The 17,635-nt window shown below is 62.5% G+C and carries 22 protein-coding genes and 1 pseudogene; 12 read left to right on the top strand and 11 right to left on the bottom strand.

Going from position 1 to position 17,635, the window contains the following annotated elements; all coding sequences use genetic code 11:
- Nucleotides 1-105: 105 nt before the first annotated feature.
- From EN885_RS34855 to dusA, 5 genes are all read left to right on the top strand, one after another.
- Nucleotides 106-342: a hypothetical protein gene (locus EN885_RS34855; protein WP_348631646.1), complete on the top strand. Its 237-nt coding sequence runs from the start codon at nt 106-108 to the stop codon at nt 340-342.
- Nucleotides 343-344: 2 nt separating this feature from the next.
- Nucleotides 345-827 (top strand): SoxY-related AACIE arm protein, encoded by a 483-nt coding sequence (locus EN885_RS19195; RefSeq protein WP_128242256.1) that lies wholly within the window; start codon nt 345-347, stop codon nt 825-827.
- The gene (gene soxZ / locus EN885_RS19190; RefSeq protein WP_128242255.1) at nt 827-1,147 is read left to right on the top strand and encodes a thiosulfate oxidation carrier complex protein SoxZ; all 321 of its coding nucleotides are present in this window, start codon (nt 827-829) and stop codon (nt 1,145-1,147) included. Before EN885_RS19195 ends, soxZ begins: the two co-directional genes overlap by 1 nt.
- On the top strand, nt 1,147-1,926 hold the full coding sequence (gene soxA / locus EN885_RS19185; RefSeq protein WP_128242254.1) for a sulfur oxidation c-type cytochrome SoxA: 780 nt from the start codon (nt 1,147-1,149) through the stop codon (nt 1,924-1,926). Before soxZ ends, soxA begins: the two co-directional genes overlap by 1 nt.
- A gap of 207 nt (nt 1,927-2,133) precedes the next feature.
- Nucleotides 2,134-3,129: a tRNA dihydrouridine(20/20a) synthase DusA gene (dusA, locus tag EN885_RS19180; protein WP_127291791.1), complete on the top strand. Its 996-nt coding sequence runs from the start codon at nt 2,134-2,136 to the stop codon at nt 3,127-3,129.
- 85 nt (nt 3,130-3,214) lie between these two features.
- On the opposite strand, the gene EN885_RS19175 is transcribed toward dusA, so the two are convergent.
- Nucleotides 3,215-4,150 (bottom strand): AraC family transcriptional regulator, encoded by a 936-nt coding sequence (locus tag EN885_RS19175; protein ID WP_095486877.1) that lies wholly within the window; start codon nt 4,148-4,150, stop codon nt 3,215-3,217.
- Nucleotides 4,151-4,321: 171 nt separating this feature from the next.
- Here EN885_RS19175 and EN885_RS19170 point away from each other — a divergent pair, with 171 nt between their 5' ends.
- Both EN885_RS19170 and EN885_RS19165 read left to right on the top strand, forming a co-directional pair.
- Complete coding sequence (locus EN885_RS19170; RefSeq protein WP_095486875.1) at nt 4,322-5,167, top strand: SDR family oxidoreductase; 846 nt, start codon at nt 4,322-4,324, stop codon at nt 5,165-5,167.
- Nucleotides 5,168-5,201: 34 nt separating this feature from the next.
- Nucleotides 5,202-5,945 carry an SDR family oxidoreductase gene (locus tag EN885_RS19165; RefSeq protein ID WP_095486929.1) on the top strand — a complete coding sequence of 248 codons (744 nt, stop codon included), beginning with the start codon at nt 5,202-5,204 and terminating at the stop codon, nt 5,943-5,945.
- 24 nt (nt 5,946-5,969) lie between these two features.
- On the opposite strand, the gene EN885_RS19160 is transcribed toward EN885_RS19165, so the two are convergent.
- Together EN885_RS19160 and EN885_RS19155 are read right to left on the bottom strand one after the other, a co-directional pair.
- A complete protein-coding gene (locus tag EN885_RS19160; protein ID WP_095486873.1) occupies nt 5,970-6,674 on the bottom strand; it encodes a TIGR02281 family clan AA aspartic protease in 705 nt (234 codons plus the stop codon).
- A gap of 7 nt (nt 6,675-6,681) precedes the next feature.
- Nucleotides 6,682-6,915 carry a DUF1289 domain-containing protein gene (locus EN885_RS19155; RefSeq protein WP_164547208.1) on the bottom strand — a complete coding sequence of 78 codons (234 nt, stop codon included), beginning with the start codon at nt 6,913-6,915 and terminating at the stop codon, nt 6,682-6,684.
- A 161-nt stretch (nt 6,916-7,076) separates the two neighbouring features.
- Between EN885_RS19155 and EN885_RS19150 the strand changes: the two genes are divergently transcribed.
- Nucleotides 7,077-8,072, top strand: a complete 996-nt coding sequence (locus EN885_RS19150; protein WP_095486927.1) for a nicotinate-nucleotide--dimethylbenzimidazole phosphoribosyltransferase — start codon at nt 7,077-7,079, stop codon at nt 8,070-8,072.
- Nucleotides 8,073-8,076: 4 nt separating this feature from the next.
- Here EN885_RS19150 and EN885_RS19145 read toward each other — a convergent pair whose 3' ends face one another.
- Nucleotides 8,077-9,597 (bottom strand): HAMP domain-containing sensor histidine kinase, encoded by a 1,521-nt coding sequence (locus EN885_RS19145; protein WP_127206638.1) that lies wholly within the window; start codon nt 9,595-9,597, stop codon nt 8,077-8,079.
- 75 nt (nt 9,598-9,672) lie between these two features.
- Here EN885_RS19145 and EN885_RS19140 point away from each other — a divergent pair, with 75 nt between their 5' ends.
- The 4 genes from EN885_RS19140 to EN885_RS19125 all read left to right on the top strand — a co-directional run bounded on the left by EN885_RS19140 (nt 9,673) and on the right by EN885_RS19125 (nt 12,195).
- Nucleotides 9,673-10,296 (top strand): thermonuclease family protein, encoded by a 624-nt coding sequence (locus tag EN885_RS19140; protein ID WP_095486867.1) that lies wholly within the window; start codon nt 9,673-9,675, stop codon nt 10,294-10,296.
- 41 nt (nt 10,297-10,337) lie between these two features.
- Nucleotides 10,338-10,949 carry a glutathione S-transferase gene (locus EN885_RS19135; protein ID WP_095486865.1) on the top strand — a complete coding sequence of 204 codons (612 nt, stop codon included), beginning with the start codon at nt 10,338-10,340 and terminating at the stop codon, nt 10,947-10,949.
- Nucleotides 10,889-11,584, top strand: coding sequence for a uracil-DNA glycosylase family protein (locus EN885_RS19130; RefSeq protein WP_127206637.1), 696 nt, complete (start codon nt 10,889-10,891; stop codon nt 11,582-11,584). The genes EN885_RS19135 and EN885_RS19130 overlap by 61 nt, the downstream gene beginning before the upstream one ends.
- Nucleotides 11,585-11,703: 119 nt before the next feature.
- On the top strand, nt 11,704-12,195 hold the full coding sequence (locus EN885_RS19125) for an Lrp/AsnC family transcriptional regulator (RefSeq protein ID WP_006333679.1): 492 nt from the start codon (nt 11,704-11,706) through the stop codon (nt 12,193-12,195).
- Nucleotides 12,196-12,206: 11 nt separating this feature from the next.
- Here EN885_RS19125 and EN885_RS19120 read toward each other — a convergent pair whose 3' ends face one another.
- The 7 genes and pseudogenes from EN885_RS19120 to EN885_RS19090 form a co-directional block, all read right to left on the bottom strand.
- Nucleotides 12,207-12,776 carry a DUF3299 domain-containing protein gene (locus tag EN885_RS19120; RefSeq protein ID WP_128242253.1) on the bottom strand — a complete coding sequence of 190 codons (570 nt, stop codon included), beginning with the start codon at nt 12,774-12,776 and terminating at the stop codon, nt 12,207-12,209.
- Between the two features lie 47 nt (nt 12,777-12,823).
- On the bottom strand, nt 12,824-13,402 hold the full coding sequence (locus EN885_RS19115; RefSeq protein WP_128242252.1) for a GNAT family N-acetyltransferase: 579 nt from the start codon (nt 13,400-13,402) through the stop codon (nt 12,824-12,826).
- Nucleotides 13,365-14,066 (bottom strand): DNA alkylation repair protein, encoded by a 702-nt coding sequence (locus EN885_RS19110; RefSeq protein ID WP_095486857.1) that lies wholly within the window; start codon nt 14,064-14,066, stop codon nt 13,365-13,367. Before EN885_RS19110 ends, EN885_RS19115 begins: the two co-directional genes overlap by 38 nt.
- An 8-nt stretch (nt 14,067-14,074) precedes the next feature.
- A pseudogene (locus EN885_RS19105) lies at nt 14,075-14,950 on the bottom strand (NAD(P)-dependent oxidoreductase); the annotation flags it as partial.
- 58 nt (nt 14,951-15,008) lie between these two features.
- The gene (locus EN885_RS19100) at nt 15,009-15,824 is read right to left on the bottom strand and encodes an ABC transporter permease (protein WP_095486853.1); all 816 of its coding nucleotides are present in this window, start codon (nt 15,822-15,824) and stop codon (nt 15,009-15,011) included.
- Entirely contained in the window at nt 15,821-16,534 is a 714-nt protein-coding gene (locus EN885_RS19095) for an ABC transporter permease (protein ID WP_095486851.1), read from the bottom strand. Before EN885_RS19095 ends, EN885_RS19100 begins: the two co-directional genes overlap by 4 nt.
- A gap of 117 nt (nt 16,535-16,651) precedes the next feature.
- On the bottom strand, nt 16,652-17,434 hold the full coding sequence (locus tag EN885_RS19090; protein WP_095486849.1) for an ABC transporter substrate-binding protein: 783 nt from the start codon (nt 17,432-17,434) through the stop codon (nt 16,652-16,654).
- Nucleotides 17,435-17,635: the final 201 nt, after the last annotated feature.

The raw sequence follows: 17,635 nt of genomic DNA, 5'->3' as shown, positions 1-17,635 counted from the left end.
TGGTCGGCGGCAAGGGTGATCCGGCGCGAGGCGCGGCGCTGATCGCGGACCGGCAGCGCAGCCTCTGCACGCTCTTGCCACAGCGGGCCGTTCCCCGATGCGCATCTGCACGGCACGCTGGCGCCCGACCTGACCGGCGTCGGGGCAAGACTTTCGGAAGGCCAGATCCGGCTGCGCCTAGTCGACATGAAGCGGCTCGCGCCGAACACGATCATGCCTTCCTACTACCGGATCGCGGAAGAGGAAGGCCGGCGCGTCGCCACCGCCTGGCGCAGCAAGCCGATCCTGACCGGCGCCGACATCGAGGATATCGTCGCCTATCTCACGACGCTGAAGGGGTGATTATGCGCGAAGACCCGCTTCGAGTTCACGGAGGCTTAGTCGGACGGCGGCAGTTTCTTTGGGCCGGCATGACCGGCCTTCTGGTGATCAGCCTGCCGCGCTGGGCCGTTGCCCGTCCGAGCCTCGATGAAGCGATCCGTACCTTCACCGGGGGAGCCGACGTTCTCGACGGCCGCGTCCGGCTCGACCTGCCGCCTTTGGTCGAAAACGGCAATGCGGTCGGGATCACGGTCGCCGCCGAGAGCCCGATGACCGCGGACGATCATGTCCGGCGCATCGCGGTCTTCAACGAGAAGAACCCGGAGGCGAATGTCGCGGTTTTCCGTCTCGGGCCGCGCTCGGGCCGCGCCACCGTCTCGACGAGGATCCGGCTCGCGACCTCCCAGGTGGTGGTCGCGGTCGCTGAGATGAGCGACGGCAGCTTCTGGTCAAGCCGTGCAAGCGCGATCGTCACGCTGGCCGCCTGTATCGAGGATCTTTCATAATGGTGCGTGCGCTGGTCAACGTGCCGAAAGCGGCCAGGCAGGGCGAGGTCGTCGAGATCCGAGCGATGATCGCCCATCCAATGGAAACCGGCTACCGCATCGGCCCGAACGGCTCCAACATCCCCCGCCACATCATCCGCCGCTTCGCCTGCACCTACAATGACGAGGAGGTGTTTTCGGCCGATCTCTTTCCGGCGGTGTCGGCCAATCCGTTCATTGCCTTCACGCTCGTTGCCACGACGAGCGGCACGATCGACTTCACCTGGACGGACGATGCCGGGAAGAGCCAAACGGCATCGGCCGAAATCACGGTGAGCTGATGCGCGCCCTCTGGGGCCTGGTGGGGATCATCGCGGCGGTCGTCTGCAGCATGGCCATCGCTGCCGGCATCGAAGACAGCGCGAAGCGCTCCGGTTTCGACTTCATGACGCCGGAGACGCAGGCGCTGCAGGCAGACGACATGAGCAACCCCGGTATGCTGTGGGTGCTGCAGGGCGAGCAGCTCTGGCAGCAGCCGGAGGGTAGGGCGGATGTCGCCTGCGCCGGCTGCCATGGCGATGCCAGTCAGACGATGCGCGGCGTTGCCACGCGCTACCCGGCCTTTGACGAGGCGACGGGACGGCCGATCGACCTTGCCGGGCGCATCAATTCCTGCCGCGCGGAGCGCCAGCAGGTGGAGCCGCTGGCGCCGGAATCTGACGCGTTGCTCGCCCTGACGGCCTATGTGGCACGTCAGTCGCGCGGCATGCCAATCACACCGGCGACCGACGCCCGGCTGGCGCCGTTTCGCGACAACGGTCGGCGTCTGTTCCAGAGCCGTATCGGCCAGCTCGATCTTTCCTGCGCCTCCTGCCACGACGACAACTCGGGCAAGCGACTCGGCGGCAGCGTGATCCCGCAGGCGCATCCGACCGGCTATCCGCTCTACCGGCTTGAATGGCAGACGGTCGGTTCGCTGCAGCGGCGCCTGCGCAACTGTATGATCGGGGTCAGGGCCGAGCCCTTCGCCTTCGGCGCACCGGAACTCGTGGACCTGGAGCTCCATCTGACGGAGCGAGCCCGTGGTCTGCTGGTCGAAGCGCCGGCGGTCCGGCCGTGATGCCGGCCTGCGGGCCGCTCTTCACCTGTCGCCGACGGACAGTTGATCGCAACGCGGCGCGCGGGTCTGGCAGGCCTTGCCAACCTCGCACATGTCATCGATATGGAGCTTGATGAGTTCACCGAAGGTTTGGCGAAAAGCGCAGTATCGTGGCGCACGCTCGTGTGTACTTGACACAAGCTAACGATTTAAAGTTAAACAAAAACGATGACGTATCAAGCACATAGACTGGCTATTGCGCCGATGATGGATTGGACGGACCGGCACTGCCGGTTCTTTCATCGTCAGTTGACACGCCGGGCGCTGCTTTACACCGAGATGGTCGTGGCCGACGCGGTCATCCAGGGCGCGCGCGAGCGCTTACTCGGCTTCGACGATACCGAGCATCCGGTCGCGTTGCAGCTCGGCGGCTCCGATCCGCAGAAGCTTGCCGAGGCGGCGCGCATCGGCGAAGCCTTCGGCTATGACGAGATCAATCTCAATGTCGGCTGCCCGTCCGATCGCGTCCAGTCGGGCACGTTCGGTGCCTGCCTGATGAAGGCACCAGTTCTTGTCGCTGACTGCATTGCGGCGATGAAGGTTTCCGTCAGTATCCCCGTCACAGTCAAATGCCGGATCGGCGTCGACGAGCAGGATCCTGAGCCGGCGCTCGACGCGCTGGCGGACGGCGTTTTCGCGGCCGGCGCCGACGCGCTGTGGGTGCATGCCCGGAAAGCGTGGCTGGAAGGGCTGAGCCCGAAGGAAAACCGCGACGTCCCGCCGCTCGACTACAGCAGGGTCTATCGGCTGAAAGCCAGAAAACAAAACAAATTCATTGGCATCAATGGCGGTATTCAATCTCTTGAAGAAGCGCTCGACCACATTGATCACGTCGACGGCGCTATGCTCGGCCGCACCGCGTATCACACGCCGGGCATTCTGGCAGGCGTCGACGCCGCGTTTTACGGCGACAAACCCGACGCGCTCGATTTTGTCGCGCTGATCGACGCCATGGCGGATTATGCGGCGCACCATATCGAGCGGGGCGGGCGGCTTGGTCATGTCACCCGTCATATGGTCGGGGTGTTCCACGGCCTGCCGGGCGCGCGCCGCTACCGGCAGATCCTTTCCACTGACGCGACAAGGCCCGGCGCTGGACCGGATGTTCTGAAGGCGGCTTTCGCTGCAGTCGATTTCGGCAGGGCGGATGCGGAAGCAGCCTGACTGTTCAGTCGCGAAAGATCATGCGGCGCGTCTACGCAGTCCGTTCAGCAATCCAGAGGACCGTCGATAGCTGAGGCAAGTCGGGCTAAGCAGCGCGCGCCCGCTCGCCGTCCGGCATTTCTTCTCTGATCCCGCGTGCTGCGCTCCGGACGCGAAGGGCGTCGCGCTTCGGCGGCGCTTTGAACAGTCGGGCATAGTCGCGCGTGAATTGTGAAACGCTCTCGTAGCCCACCTCGAACCCAGAGCTGCTTGCCGAGAGGCCTTCATCCAGCATGAGGCGGCGCGCTTCGACCAGGCGAAGCCGCTTCTGGTACTGTCCCGGTGTCAGCGATGTCATCTGTTTGAAATGCTTATGGAAGGCGGTGAGGCTCATTGCCGCTGCCGCCGCCAGGCGTTCGGCGGACACGCGCGATCGGTACTCCGCTCTCAGGATCGCGATGGCCGCGGCGAGGCGGCTCGCGTGGCTTTCTGGATCCGCAAGTGCCCGCAAGGCGACGCCGTGCGGCCCCGACAGAAGCCAATAGTGCAGCTCATGCATGATTCCGTCGCGCAGGAGCGGTATCGCATCGGGCCGGTCCAGCAGCCTCATCAGCCGCGATGCGCAGTCCAGCGCCGCGGCTTCGGTGTCTTCGGCGAACAAGGTGCGTGTCTCGGACGGGCGTAGCGGGCGGACGCTGCCCAGTTGCGCCGTCAGCTCGCGCAGGATCGTCATCTCGAGCTCGACCGCTACGGCCAGATAGGGTTCGCTCCGGCTCGCCTGCACGATCCGCCCGACGACCGGCATGTCCGCGCTCACGATCACGGACTGCCCGGCGGAGAAGACCTGCTGCTCTCTTCCCACGGTCATGCGCTTGGCGCCCTGTAGGACCAGGCACACCAGGGGTCGATAGACTGAATGAAGATCGCCGGAAGGGGACTCGATGTACATCATCTTGAGACCCGGCACAGGCGTCACCGCCAAGCCATCGCTGTTGGCATGTCGACTGGCATAAGCCTGAGCGGCCTGTTTGAGCGAGTCCATGTGATCTCTCTCCTGTAGCGTGGCTCGATACCTAGCATACCGCGCGCGCAAACGTCACGTGGGCTGCAGAATCGAGCAAGTTTTGCGCATGGGTTGGCAAGCTCCTGGCCGGCCCGCGCGGTATGTAACGTCCCGACAAAAGCAAGTTCGCTACAAGGAAAGGAACTCCCAATGTCTGGACAGAACGAGGTGCCGAGACGAGCCGTGCTGGCGGTGGTCGCCATGGCTCCAGTAGCACTCGCGGTCGGGGCCGCCCGCGCGCAAACGACCGGTCAGGCGCCGGCATCGCGCGGCAAGGTCGCCCTGGTGACCGGCTCTTCCCGGGGCATCGGCGCAGCGACGGCCAGGCGCCTCGCTCGTGACGGCTATGCCGTCACCGTGAATTGCGAAAAGAACCGCGATCTCGCGGCCGGCGTAGTCCGGGAGATCGAGGCAACTGGCGGGCGCGCCATCTGGGTGCAGGCCGACGTCAGCGATCCCAGTGCAGTGCAACGCCTGTTCGAGGAAAACGAGCGCGCGTTCGGCGGCGTCGACGTTGTCGTGAGCAATGCCGGCATCATGCGGCTTGCGCCTTTCCGCGACATGACCGACGCCGATTTCAGCCGGATGGTCGACGTCAACCAGAAGGGCAGTTTCTACGTGCTGCGCGAGGCGGCGCGGCGCGTGCGCGACGGCGGCCGGATCATCGCGCTGTCCTCGAGCATCACTCAGCTGCGCAGCCCGACCTACGGAGCTTACGCCGCCACCAAGGCCGCGCAGGAACTCTACGCGAACATACTCGCCAAGGAACTTGAAGGCCGCATGATCTCGGTGAACGCCATGGCACCAGGCCTTGTGAACACAACCCTCTTCACCGACGGCAAGACCCCCGAGCAGATCGCCGGCTTCGCCGCTCGCACGCCACACAAGCGGCTAGGCGAGCCTTCCGACATTGCCGATGCGATCGCGGCGCTCTGCAGCGGGGACGGCGCCTGGATCAACGGACAGACGGTATTTGCAAACGGTGGCGTCGTTTGATCCCGAGCAGCTGGAATACATGGAGCACAGAACGATGAAAACGACGGGAAACACGATCCTCATCACCGGCGGCGGATCCGGTATTGGGAGGGAACTGGCGCTGCGCTTCAATGCGCTTGGAAACACTGTGATCGTCGCCGGACGGCGCGAGGAGGCGCTCGAGCGGACGATTGCCGGGCGTGAAGGCATGCACGCGATGGTCGGCGATGTCGAAGATTCGGAAGCAATCACAGCATTTGCCAAGCGCGTAGTCGCCGAACACCCGGCACTCAACATGCTCATCAACAATGCCGGTATCATGCGCCGCGAAGATCTGACCAGGACCCGCGATCTGCGCGACGCGGAGGAGACGATCGTCACCAACTTGTTCGGGCCGATCCGGCTCATCAACGCGCTAATCGACCACCTGGCGGCCCGGCAAAACGCCGTGATCGTCAACGTCTCGTCAGGCCTGGCCTTTGTGCCGCTGAGTGGCACGCCGACCTACAATGCCACCAAAGCGGCGATCCATTCCTATACGGTGTCGTTGCGCGAGCAACTCAAGGGCAAGGTCGAAGTGATCGAGCTTGCGCCGCCCGCGGTTCGCACTGAACTGACGCCCGGCCAGTCGACCCGCGAGGAGTATATGCCGCTCGATGCGTTCATTGACGAGGCGATGGCGTTGCTCAGTCGGCAGCCGACGCCGAAAGAGATCCTGGTGGAGCGAGTAGGCTTCCTGCGCTGGGCGGAACGGGAAGGCCGGTTTGATCAGGCAGTCGAGATGCTCAACACTCACTGAGCGGCGCCGAAGCAGCCTGACTGTTCAATCGCGCAAGATCATGCGGTCGCCGCGCACGTCAAAACCGGACAGCGAGCTGATGAAATTCATGCCGAGCAGGCTCTGGCCGAGCATGCCGGGCGCGGCAATCATGACCGACATGTCCTTGCGCACGATCCCGCCGATCGCCAATTCGTCGGTTCTCACGGCGGCGGCGCGCGCCATGCCATTGGCGGTAGAAACCGGTATGGTGAAATTGAGAACGGCTGGATTGAACCCAGCCGCTTGCGCGTCCTGCGCGGTCAGCACGGTGCTGGTTGCGCCGGTATCGACCACGGCCCGGACCGGCGTGCCGTTGATCATGATGCGCGCTTCGAAATGGCCATTGCCGGCCTTGTCCAGGGTCACGGTGGCGTGGCCGTCTTCCAACCCCAATGCCAGTGGACTGCCGGGAACAAGGCCGGCCGTTACCCGGCTGGCGACATCCTGCAACTCATAACGGTACTGATAGCCGGCGATCAATGCGAGCACGATGACGACCCAGGTGCCGAGATTGCGGGCCATGGCGCCCAAGGGCCTGCCTGATCTGAGCAGGCCGGCGCCGATGAGCGCGACCAATGCGCCAAGCCAGATCAGCCGGCTGAAATCGTAATTCTCGACGCCGAACGTGCTGCCGGCGGAATCGTTGAGCATGAGCAGGACCACGCCGGCCCCGATCACGATCATCAAAGTCCAGAAAAACCGGTTCATATATGGCTCACGAGAGGGCGTCGCGTTCGCGCGCGAGGCGGGTGCGGCGCGTTTCCCGACGCGGTCTGCGTTCAACCATCTCCAGTCGGGCCGGCAGCTCGGCCATGACGCTGCGGCGGACTTCAGGGGTCATCTCGATCCAGGCGCCGATTTCCTCGCGCGTGCGGCCGCACCCGAAGCAGAAGCCGGTTTTCATATCGATCGAACAGACCAGGATGCATGGGGATTCGATGGCCGTCATGATATTCTCTTGTCTCGCTTCCACATGGTGTAACGGCAAGGCCAATGCAAGCCCTCCGGAATGCGCCGCCGGCAACCGCTTTCGCGTCAATGCTGGCAGTTGTGCCTACGAAGCAAGGCGGCTATGCCGCTCACCAACTCCAGGGAATGATCACCAACGACATGACCAGCGCGCTGCCCTTCGACGATTTTCGCAATCTTCTGGCGACCCTGCCGCCGGCCGACGCGGCGGCCGAAGCCCGTGTCCGTGCGTTGTTTGCCAAGGCCGACAAACCCAAAGATTCGCTCGGCCGCGTCGAGGACATCGCCGCGTGGCTCGCCGCCTGGAGCGGCCGTGCGCCGCCGGCGGTGAACAGGCCGTTGGTGGCGATCTTCGCCGGCAATCATGGCGTCGCCCGGCACGGCATTTCGCCGCGGCCTGTCGCTGCTACGGCGAACGCGGTCGAGCTTTGTGCGGCGGGCGGTGCTGCGGTCAACCAGATATGCATTGCCAACGATCTGGGGCTGAAAGTGTTCGATCTTGCGCTGCACATTCCGACCGCCGACATCACCGAGGATGCAGCACTTGACGAGCGCGGCTGCGCCGCCACCATGGCCTTCGGCATGGAGGCAGTCGCCGGCGGCACCGATCTGCTTTGCCTTGGCGACCTCGGCGTCGGCAATTCCACTATAGCAGCGGCTTTGTTTGCGGCACTGTTCGGCGGCAAGGGTGCCGATTGGGTCGGATCCGGATCGGGTGCCGATGCGGCGATGCAGGCGCGCAAGGCCGAGGTGGTCGATGCGGCGCTAGTCCTCCACGGCACAAGTCTCAGGGACCCGCTCGAAGCGTTGCGCCGGGTTGGCGGCCGCGAATTCGCGGCGATCGCCGGCGCCATCCTCGCCGCCCGGATGCAGAAGATCCCGGTGCTGCTCGATGGACTGGCGGCGACAGCCGCCGCCGCGACACTGCATGCTGCCAACCCCGCCGCGCTCGACCATTGCCTGCTTGCCAGTCTGTCGCCAGAGCCTACGCACGCTCGGGCCGCCGGACGACTCGACCTGCGCCCGCTGCTTGATCTCGGCGTGAGCCACGGCGAGGGGGCAGGGGCGGCCCTTGCCGCGGGTCTGGTCAAGGCAGCCGCGCTCACCAGTTCGGGCATGGCGGCGGCGGTTCGTTAGGCGACTAGCGCCGCCGGGCGGCAACCGCCTTGGTCGGCAGTGCAGGCAATTCCTCCATTACCCGGCTCAGCGGGAAGATGGCGATGGCCTCGGTGCCTTCACGCAGTTTGGAATGGAGTTCGAACTCGCCGCCATGCAATGCGAGCAGGCTCTGGACGATCGGCAGGCCGAGCCCGGTGCCTTGTTCGGCGCTCTTGATGGCGATCGAGCCCTGGCCGAAGGCGGACAGCACGACCGGAATCTCGTCTGCCGGTATACCGGGCCCATTATCCCTAACGGAGAGGTATTGGCCGCCGCCCGCCGTCCAGCCGACGCGCACGCGGATTTCGCCGCCAGTCCCGGTGAACTTGATGGCGTTCGACAAAAGATTGAGCGCGATCTGTCGCACCGCGCGTTCGTCGGCGAACAGGCGCGGCAAGGCGCTTTCGAAATCCTGGACGATACGGATGTCCTTATTGCGCGCCTTCAGCTCCATCATGTGACAGCAATCCTCGACGACGGAGAGCAGCATCATCGGCTCCTCGTTGAGCTGGTAGCGGCCCGCCTCGATGCGCGAGAGGTCAAGGATTTCGTTGATCAGATCGAGCAGATGCTGGCCAGAGTCGTGGACGTCACGAGCATAGTCGCGATAGGTCGGGTTGCTCATCGGTCCGAGCACTTCGTTCGCCATTACCTCGGAGAAACCGAGAATGGCGTTGAGCGGCGTCCGCAGCTCGTGGCTCATCGAGGCCAAAAACCGCGACTTTGCCAGATTGGCGTCTTCAGCCCGTCGTCGCGCTTCGTCCGACATCGATTTCGCCGTGTCCAGTTCGGCGATAAGCGCGTCCTTTTCGGAGCGGAACGAGAGCAACATCAAGGACGAGCGATTGAGTTGGCGCGCCGTATAGACGAAGAAGGGCAGCGAGACGATCAGCAAACCGGCCATGATCAGCTCGACCGGAATCCACTGCCTCGTACTGGCATAGGCATAGACCGCGACCGGAACGGCAAAGGTCGACAGCAGCGCACCGCGCAGCGATGACGCGATGATCGCGGTCGCCGCCATGGCGAGCAGCAGCACTACCGCCTTAGTCAACTGGAACTGATCGACCTGGCAAGCGTCGCAACCGAGCCAGGCGAACCAAGCCCAGCCCAGGCCGCAAAGGAAGTGGCCTACCAGGAAATCGCTGTGCGTCTGCAGCGGGTTGAGTTCGGCAGCTTCCGTTTGATCGATGCGCCTCGCCATGAATACTACGATGGTGTAGCAGATGAGTGTAAAAAGCGCCCAAACGCCAATTTCGTTACCCACTCCAGCAAACAGACCCGTCGCGGCGGTCGCCAGGACGAGAATCGGAACGATGGTCGCGCTGCCTATCATCGCACGGGCGTGGAGTTTTAAGAGCTCGCGGTCGAAATCAAGATTTCCGACCTGCTGCGAAAGACGGTCGCGCGTCTTGCGCACCGCGCGCGCCACATCGCTGTTGCGATGGGGTTTCCTGCGGTCCACAATAAACTTGTCCGCTGTGGTCGAGCGTTGCGAGGGCATGGAGACTTCAATTTATGCGGGCAGCGGTTTCAAATTGTTAAGCTACGTTCGAATGATTAACCAACGGTTTGCCATATGAGCCGTTCGTGGTCGTGGCGACCGCGACAGCGATACGTGCCGCCGCGGCCGCGAAGCCTGTGGCGCCGGCTGGGGGACTACGCACTGGCCGTCATCGTCCTCGGTCTGCTGATCCTTCTGGCAGCGCGCCTTGACCGGATCGAGACGCGCAAGACGGAGGGTGCCGCCGTCGTCAATGACGGCGATACGATCACGCTCGGTACCGAGCGCATCCGCATGCGTGGCATTGACGCGCCGGAATATTCGCAAATCTGCCGTAAGGACGGTATCGACTATGCCTGCGGCAAGCTGGCACGGCAGTCGCTGGTGAGGCTGATATCAGGCAAACCCGTCTCCTGCACCGGCTGGCAGCGCGATCGATACGGCCGGCTGCTCGGCGATTGCAAGGCCGGCGGCAAAGATCTCAACCGCGCCCAGGTCGAGGCCGGCTGGGCGGTTGCCTATGGCGATTTCGAAACCGACGAAGCCGCCGCTCGTTCCGGCAAGGCTGGCATCTGGGCCGGCACGTTCGACGAGCCGCACGATTGGCGCGAGAGTCACGATCACGAGGTTGTCGAAAGAAAGCATGGCAGTCTGGCTTCGATTGGCGATGCCTTGCGAGAAATTTTTCGCTTCTGGTGAGCAGCAACCTTATAATTTGTCGGATCAATCAGGAGGATGGAATGAAACTCTTCGATGGCGGCCGCGCTCCCAATCCACGGCGGGTACGCGTCTTCCTTGCCGAAAAGGGCATTCAGGTTCCGCTGGTGCCTGTCGATATGGGCGCGATGGAGCACAGAGAACAGACGGTCAGTTCGCGCAACCCGCTGCAGCGCCTGCCGGTGCTCGAACTCGACGACGGCACCGTCATCACCGAATCCGTCGCCATCTGCCGCTATTTCGAGGAACTGCATCCGGAACCGGCTTTGTTCGGGCGCGGTGCGCTCGGCAAGGCGCTGGTCGAGATGTGGCAAAGACGCATGGAGCTCAACCTGCTCGGTTGCGTCGCCGCCGCGTTCCGGCACACCCATCCGGCGATGAAGGAATGGGAGGTTCCGCAAATTCCCGAATGGGGCGAGGCCAACAAGCCGAAAGCCATCGAATTCCTGAAATTCCTCGATGAGGAACTGGCGAACCGGGAATTCATCGCCGGCGAAACCTATTCGATCGCCGACATCACCGGGTTGATTGCCGTCGACTTCATGAAGCCGGCGCGTATCAAGGTGCCGGAGGAGTGCAGCAATGTACTGCGCTGGCATCAGGCAGTCTCCAGCCGGCCGAGCGTCGCCGCCTGAGTATGAGTTCTCCGAGAATGAACGACGAGCTGGAAAACTTCGCGGCGACCGTACGCACCTGCCGAATCTGCGTCGAAAACCCGGTCGGCCGGCCGTTGCCGCATGAGCCGCGCCCGGTGCTCAGGCCGTCGTCGAGCGCCCGCATTCTGATCGCCAGCCAGGCACCGGGCACCAAGGTGCATGTGTCAGGCATGCCGTTCACCGACGCCTCCGGCGATCGATTGCGAAATTGGCTGGGCGTCAACAGCGAAGAATTCTACGACACGACAAAGTTCGCCATCGTGCCGATGGGTTTTTGCTTTCCCGGCCAGGATGCCAAGGGCGGCGACCTGCCGCCGCGCCGCGAATGCGCACCGGCCTGGCGCGCGCCGCTGATGGCACTGATGCCGCAGGTCGACCTGGTGCTGACGATCGGCCTCTATGCGCAATCCTGGCATTTGGGCGCAGCGCGCCGGCCCTCGCTGACGGAGACGGTGATGAATTGGCGCACCATCTGGGATGCGCCCGGCAACCCGAAAGTGCTGCCGTTGCCGCATCCGTCGTGGCGCAACACCGGCTGGCTGAAGCGCAATCCGTGGTTTGAAATGGATTTGCTGCCGTTTCTGAGATCGGAAATCCGCTATCGCCTCGGCTGAAGCGTGAGCAAGAAATCACTCGCTTTTGCGCTATCTGACAGAATTTCTTTCTTGTGAATGGCCTAAATAAGAAGGACTATAGCCAATCTATTCCAAGTCTATCCCTGTGGGAGCACCCAATGGACCGCCTTGACAGAAAAATCCTCCGCCTCTTGCAGGAGGACGCGACGCTCGCGGTCGCCGATGTCGCCAAGAAAGTCGGACTGTCGACCACGCCCTGCTGGCGGCGCATCCAGAAGCTCGAGGAGGAAGGCGTCATCAAGCGGCGCGTCGCCATCCTCGATCATGAAAAGGTCAATGTGCGCGTCACCGTGTTCGTGTCGATCCGCACCAATTCGCACAGCCATGAATGGCTGCGGCGCTTTTCGGAGGTCATCCAGGAATTTCCGGAAGTGGTCGAGTTCTACCGCATGAGCGGCGACGTCGACTATCTCTTGCGGGTGGTGGTGCCCGATATCGCGGCTTACGACGCCTTCTATAAGCGCCTGATCGCCAAGATCGAGATCCGCGACGTGTCGTCGTCGTTTGCCATGGAGCAGATCAAGTACACGACCGAAATGCCGCTGGACTACATGGTGCTGGACAAGGAATCGGGCGCGAACGCTGCTTGAGGTTTTTTTGCTTAGTTCTTCTTTTTGTTGAGAAAACGCCACGGTGAGTTTGCCGGCTGCGTGATCGTATCCGGCACCACATCGACGTCCACCACCTCCGCCTTGCGCACCGTGTAGCCTGACTGGATGACGCTGGCACCGTCGACGATGAAGAGCTGACTCTTCTCCATGCCCGGCTCCAGGGCGCCGGTCACGGAAACCGGCTGGTAGGCCTCCGACATCCTGTAGGGGTGCGCGGGCGTGACGAGGACGATCTGATTGGGCGGCGGCGTCGGCATGTGACTGCACGCACCCGTCCACGGCACCAGCAGGAACTGGTAGACGAGATCGCCCTCGCGATCGACCGGTAGCGCGTATCCCGCCAGTTGGATGGTCTTGTCCTGCAGATTGAGAGACAGCGTCTCGCCATGATCAGGCATTTTTGCCGCGATCATCGGCAGTCCGACACTTTCGGCAGCCGCTTGCGTCGCCGGGCGCAGATCCTTCCAGAATATACGCGCGGTTTCGGCGGAAGCGCTGCCCGCCGCGATGGAAATCAGCACGGCCGCCAGCGCCGCTGTCGATTTGAGACGATTGCTCATCGTGTGCTCTCCATTTGACAGGAGTTAAGCTGCCGTCGCCAACAGCGTCAACGTTCGAGCCGCATCACATGCCGGCGCGAGCCGGCCATGCCGATCTCGTGGAATCCGCGGGCCACGAACATGTCTCGAAAGCCCATGAAACGGTAACTCGGCGATGCCTGGTCGACCGGATAGGCCTCGATCGTCCTGGCGCCTTTGGCGAAGGCGTGATCGATGGCCGCGTCGAGCAGTGCGGTTGCCAGCCCGCGGCTGCGCAATGCCCTCGGCACATAGAAACAGACGATCGACCAGATGCCCGTTTCGGTATCGTCCTGCTGCGGCGACAGTTTGCGGTAGGTTTCGCGTGGTGCCATCGAGCACCCGCCTATGGTTTTGCCTCCGGCTTGGGCGACAATGCCGACCGGCGTGTCGGCCGCGATGAGCGCCATCATCGCCCGTTTCCTCTCATCGTTGCCCACGTGCTCGCGGTTTTCGAGATCGCGCCAGGCCATGCACCAGCAATATTTCGGCCCGCCCGGCTGCTCGAACAGGTTCTCGAAATCGGTGCGCGTTGATCGCGTCACCTCAGTAAAGAGGATTTCGCCCCATTCAGCCTTTCCTGGCGAGCCGCTCAAGCGTTTTGGCATCGGAAAGCTCCCTTGCAGCGTCCTTGCCGATCCAGCGTGCCGTCTTGTCGGTCGAGGCAGCCAGCTTTTGTGCCAGCGCAAGGGCAGGGCCGTGCAGATCCATCGATCGCTTGCCGATCGAACGAAGCGCCCAGTTCACCGCCTTTTTCACGAAATTACGGCCGTCGGTGGCTTGCGCTTCAATGATCGACAGGAAGTCGAGGAAGGTGGCCTCTGGTTCGTTCTTCCGGTGGACCACCGACCAGGCCATCATGGCAAAAGCCGTACGTCGAACGAATTCCCGGTCGTCGACCGCGAATTCGACGATCAGTTCCCTCCAGCAATCCGTGTCGACAAAGAGATCGGAGACGCCGTCAACGATATCCCATGAGTCGAAAGTCGCCGCCCAACGTCTTGCATCCGCGACAGAAAACCGCGTCGGATCGGCCGTGACGGAAGCGATGAACTGCGCTTCCATGATGCCCGACTGCCACAGCTCGAACGCACGTTCATGGTTGCGCTTGATTTTCTTGGCAATCTGCCGCTGCACGCCGTGCGAGATACCGAGCGCACGTTCGATCTTGATGCCGTAGCGCAGCATGCCAAGGCGATTCTCCTCCGAGCCGATCGAGCGCAGATGGGCGACAATTTCCTCGGCGCTGGACTGAGGCGACAGCTCGGCCACGACAAAACCTATTTTTCCAATCGCGCCAACAGCGAAGACGTATCCCAGCGCTTGCCACCCATTCCCTGCACATCCTTGTAGAACTGATCGATAAGTGCCGTCACCGGCAGCTTGGCGCCGTTGCGGTCGGCCTCCGCCAGGCAGATGTCGAGATCCTTGCGCATCCAGTCGACGGCAAAGCCGAAATCGTATTTGCCGGCATTCATCGTCTTGTGCCGGTTCTCCATCTGCCACGAGCCGGCCGCGCCCTTGGAAATCACCTCGATGACCTTTTCGATGTCGAGCCCGGCCTTCTTGCCGAAATGGATGCCCTCGGCCAGCCCTTGGACAAGGCCGGCGATGCAAATCTGGTTGATCATCTTGGTGAGCTGGCCGGAGCCGACCGGACCCATCAGCCCAACCATGCGGGCATAGGCATCGATGACCGGCTTTGCTTTGTCGAAGGCTTTCTGCTCGCCGCCCACCATGACGGTGAGCACGCCGTTTTCGGCGCCGGCCTGACCGCCGGAGACCGGTGCATCGAGGAACGAGAACCCGCCCAATTGCGCCTTCTCCGCCAGTTCGCGCGCGACTTCAGCCGACGCCGTGGTGTTGTCGATGAAGATGGCTCCCTTCTTCATCGTCTGGAACGCACCCTCGGCTCCGATCGTCACCGCGCGCAGGTCGTCGTCATTGCCAACGCAGGAAAAGACAAAGTCCTTGCCGTCGGCGGCTTGGGCCGGCGTGTTGGCAACACTGCCGCCATGCTGAGCAACCCATTGCTCGGCCTTTGCTTTGGTGCGGTTGTAGACGGTGACGTCGTGGCCGCCCTTGTTCCTGAGATGTCCGGCCATTGGATAGCCCATGACGCCAAGACCGAGAAATGCCACCGATGCCATGTTTTCGAATCCCTTAGAAGCCTGCTTTCCGACCTTCTTAGCGGATCAGGCAGAGCTATGGGAGTCAGCGGTGCAGATGTATCGTGATGCGCCGTTCTATCCACTCGACCGCGTGGCGCAGTATCTCGACAATGATCAGATAGATGATCGCCGCCCAGACATAGGACTGGAAGTCGAAAGTGCGCGAATAGGTGAGCTTCGTGATGCCCATCAGATCATAGACAGTGATGATGGCGACGATCGCCGAGCCCTTGATCATCAGGATGATCTCGTTGCCGTAGGGCCGCAGCGCCACGATCAGTGCTTGCGGAAGTATGACCTTCCACATCGTCTGCAATTTGTGCAGGCCGAGCGAGGCGGCGCCCTCCCACTGGCCCCTGGGCACGCTCTGGATCGCGCCGCGCAGGATTTCCGCCTGATAGGCGGCAGTGTTGAGCGAGAAGGCGAAGATTGCGCAGTTGAACGCCTCGCGGAAAAAACCCCAGAGGCCGACCATCTCGAGTTGCGGCCTGAAGGAGCCTACGCCGTAATAGATAAGGAAGGTCTGGGCCAGCAGCGGTGTGCCGCGGAAGAAATAGACATAGGCATAGGCAAGACCTGAAAGAACCCGGTTCTTCGACATGCGGGCATAGGCGATCGGCACCGACAGGATCGCACCGAGCACGATCGAGATGGCGACAAGCAGTAGAGTGATGCCAAGTCCCGATACATAGCCGGGCGCGTATTTCGCGAAAAGCTCGCCGTTCCAGGCGAGAATGAGGTAGGCGGCGATCCCGGCGAGAAAAGCGATCCACAGACAGACCAGCGCGTAGCCGAGAATGCGTTGCCGGGGCCAGCCGCGTGGCAGAGCCGGCGGTCGGTCGATGGCGGCTACGCTCATCGCTGCACCTGCTGGCGGCTGACCGCACGTTCGATCGCGTTTATGCCGAAGGACGATATGATGGCGAGGAGCAGATAGATGAGGGCGGCGACACCGAAAAACAGGAAGGCGTGCTTGGTGACGCGGGCGGCGACGCCCGCTTGCCGCAATATGTCGGTAAGACCTATGGCGGACACCAGGGCCGTGTCCTTGAGCAGGATGAGCCACAGATTGGCAAGGCCCGGTAGCGCGATACGGATAAGCTGAGGTAGGACCACAAGTCGCATCGTCTGCCAGCCCGACAGGCCAACAGAATAGCCGCCCTCATACTGTCCCTTCGGGATGGCGCGGAATGCGGAGAGGAAGACCTCGCTGGCGTAGGACGAGAAGACGACGCCGAGCGCGATCATGCCGGAAACAAAAGCGTTTACTTCGACCGCGGCGGTCGGGTCATACAGGCGCATCACTTGCTGGATGCCGATTTGCGCGCCGTAAAAGATGATGAACAGCGTCAGCAGCTCGGGCAATCCGCGAAAGATCGTGGTGTAGATGTTGCCGGCCAGCCGCAGCGACGGCTCGTCGGATTGCTTGGCCAGTGCGACCAGAAAGCCGATCACCAGACCGACAGGCAGGGTCGCGGCTGCAAGCGAAACGGTGATGAAAACGCCATAGGCAATGTCGTCGAGCCAGCCTTCGGGGCCCCAACTGAGCAGCGTCCAAACGCTTTGCATCCGCCTGCCTGTTCTCCTTTATGGGCTCTTTGAGAGCAGCGCGGCGTCACCCCTCGTGCGCCGCCCCTTGTGCGAACGGCGGGAATGTCCCGCCGTTCGCTATCAGATCCATAAGGATCAGGACTCGCCGCCGTAGACGTCGTACTTGAAGTACTTGTCGTTGATTTCCTTGTACTTTCCGTTGGCGCGGATGGCGTCGATCGCCGCATTGAATTGGTTGACCAGCTCGGTCTCGCCCTTACGCACCGCGATGCCGGCGCCCGGACCATGGATCTTGATGTCAGGCGCGATCGCACCGATCACCTTGCAGCAGGCGCCCTCAGGCGTGGCAAGCCAGCCTTCGAGAACAGTGATATCGTCGTTGACCGCATCAACGCGGCCATTGGCGAGATCGAGCTGGTATTCCTGCGCGGTGGGGTAAGGCTTGATCGTGCTGTCGGTGTAGGTTGCGGTCGAATAGTTGAAATGCGTAGTCGAACCCTGCACGCCGATCGTCTTGCCGGCCAAGTCCTCCTTGGTCACGCCCTTGATGTCGCTGTCCTTGGGCGCGACGATTGCCGGTGGCGTGTTGTAGTATTTGTGGGTGAAGTCGACCTTCTCGGCACGCTCCGGGGTGATCGACATCGATGCGACGATGGCATCGAATTTGCCAGCCTGGAGCGCCGGGATGATGCCGTCCCAATCCTGCGCGACGAATGTGCACTTCACCTTCATCTCGTCGCAGAGTGCCTTGGCGATGTCGATGTCGAAGCCCACGAGCTGGCCGTCGGCGGTCAGGTTGTTGAACGGAGGGTAAGCGCCTTCAGTGCCGATCCTCAAAGTCTTTTCCTGAGCCTGGGCAACGCCCAGCGTCAGCAGCGCGGCCGATGCGGCGAGCGCTATACGCAATGCAATACGCATGATGGTCCTCTCTGTATGTCCCGGCCGTCGTTCCAAACGGCTCTGTGGGCGGTGCTTTTGACCGCCCGCTGGCGCGATACTCCCACTCTTTCCCCAAAAAAAGCAACTGCAAAAACCGTTGCTTCCGGGATTTGCATTCGTGGACAATGATGACGTTGGGGCAGGCATAATAGCGGCGAAAAAGGGCCCCTTCGCAAATGC

This window comes from Mesorhizobium sp. M6A.T.Cr.TU.014.01.1.1 (assembly GCF_004022765.1).
Taxonomy (GTDB): domain Bacteria; phylum Pseudomonadota; class Alphaproteobacteria; order Rhizobiales; family Rhizobiaceae; genus Mesorhizobium; species Mesorhizobium mediterraneum.
Note: the sequence above shows the minus strand (reverse complement) of the source record. Positions and strands in the feature narration are given on the sequence as shown.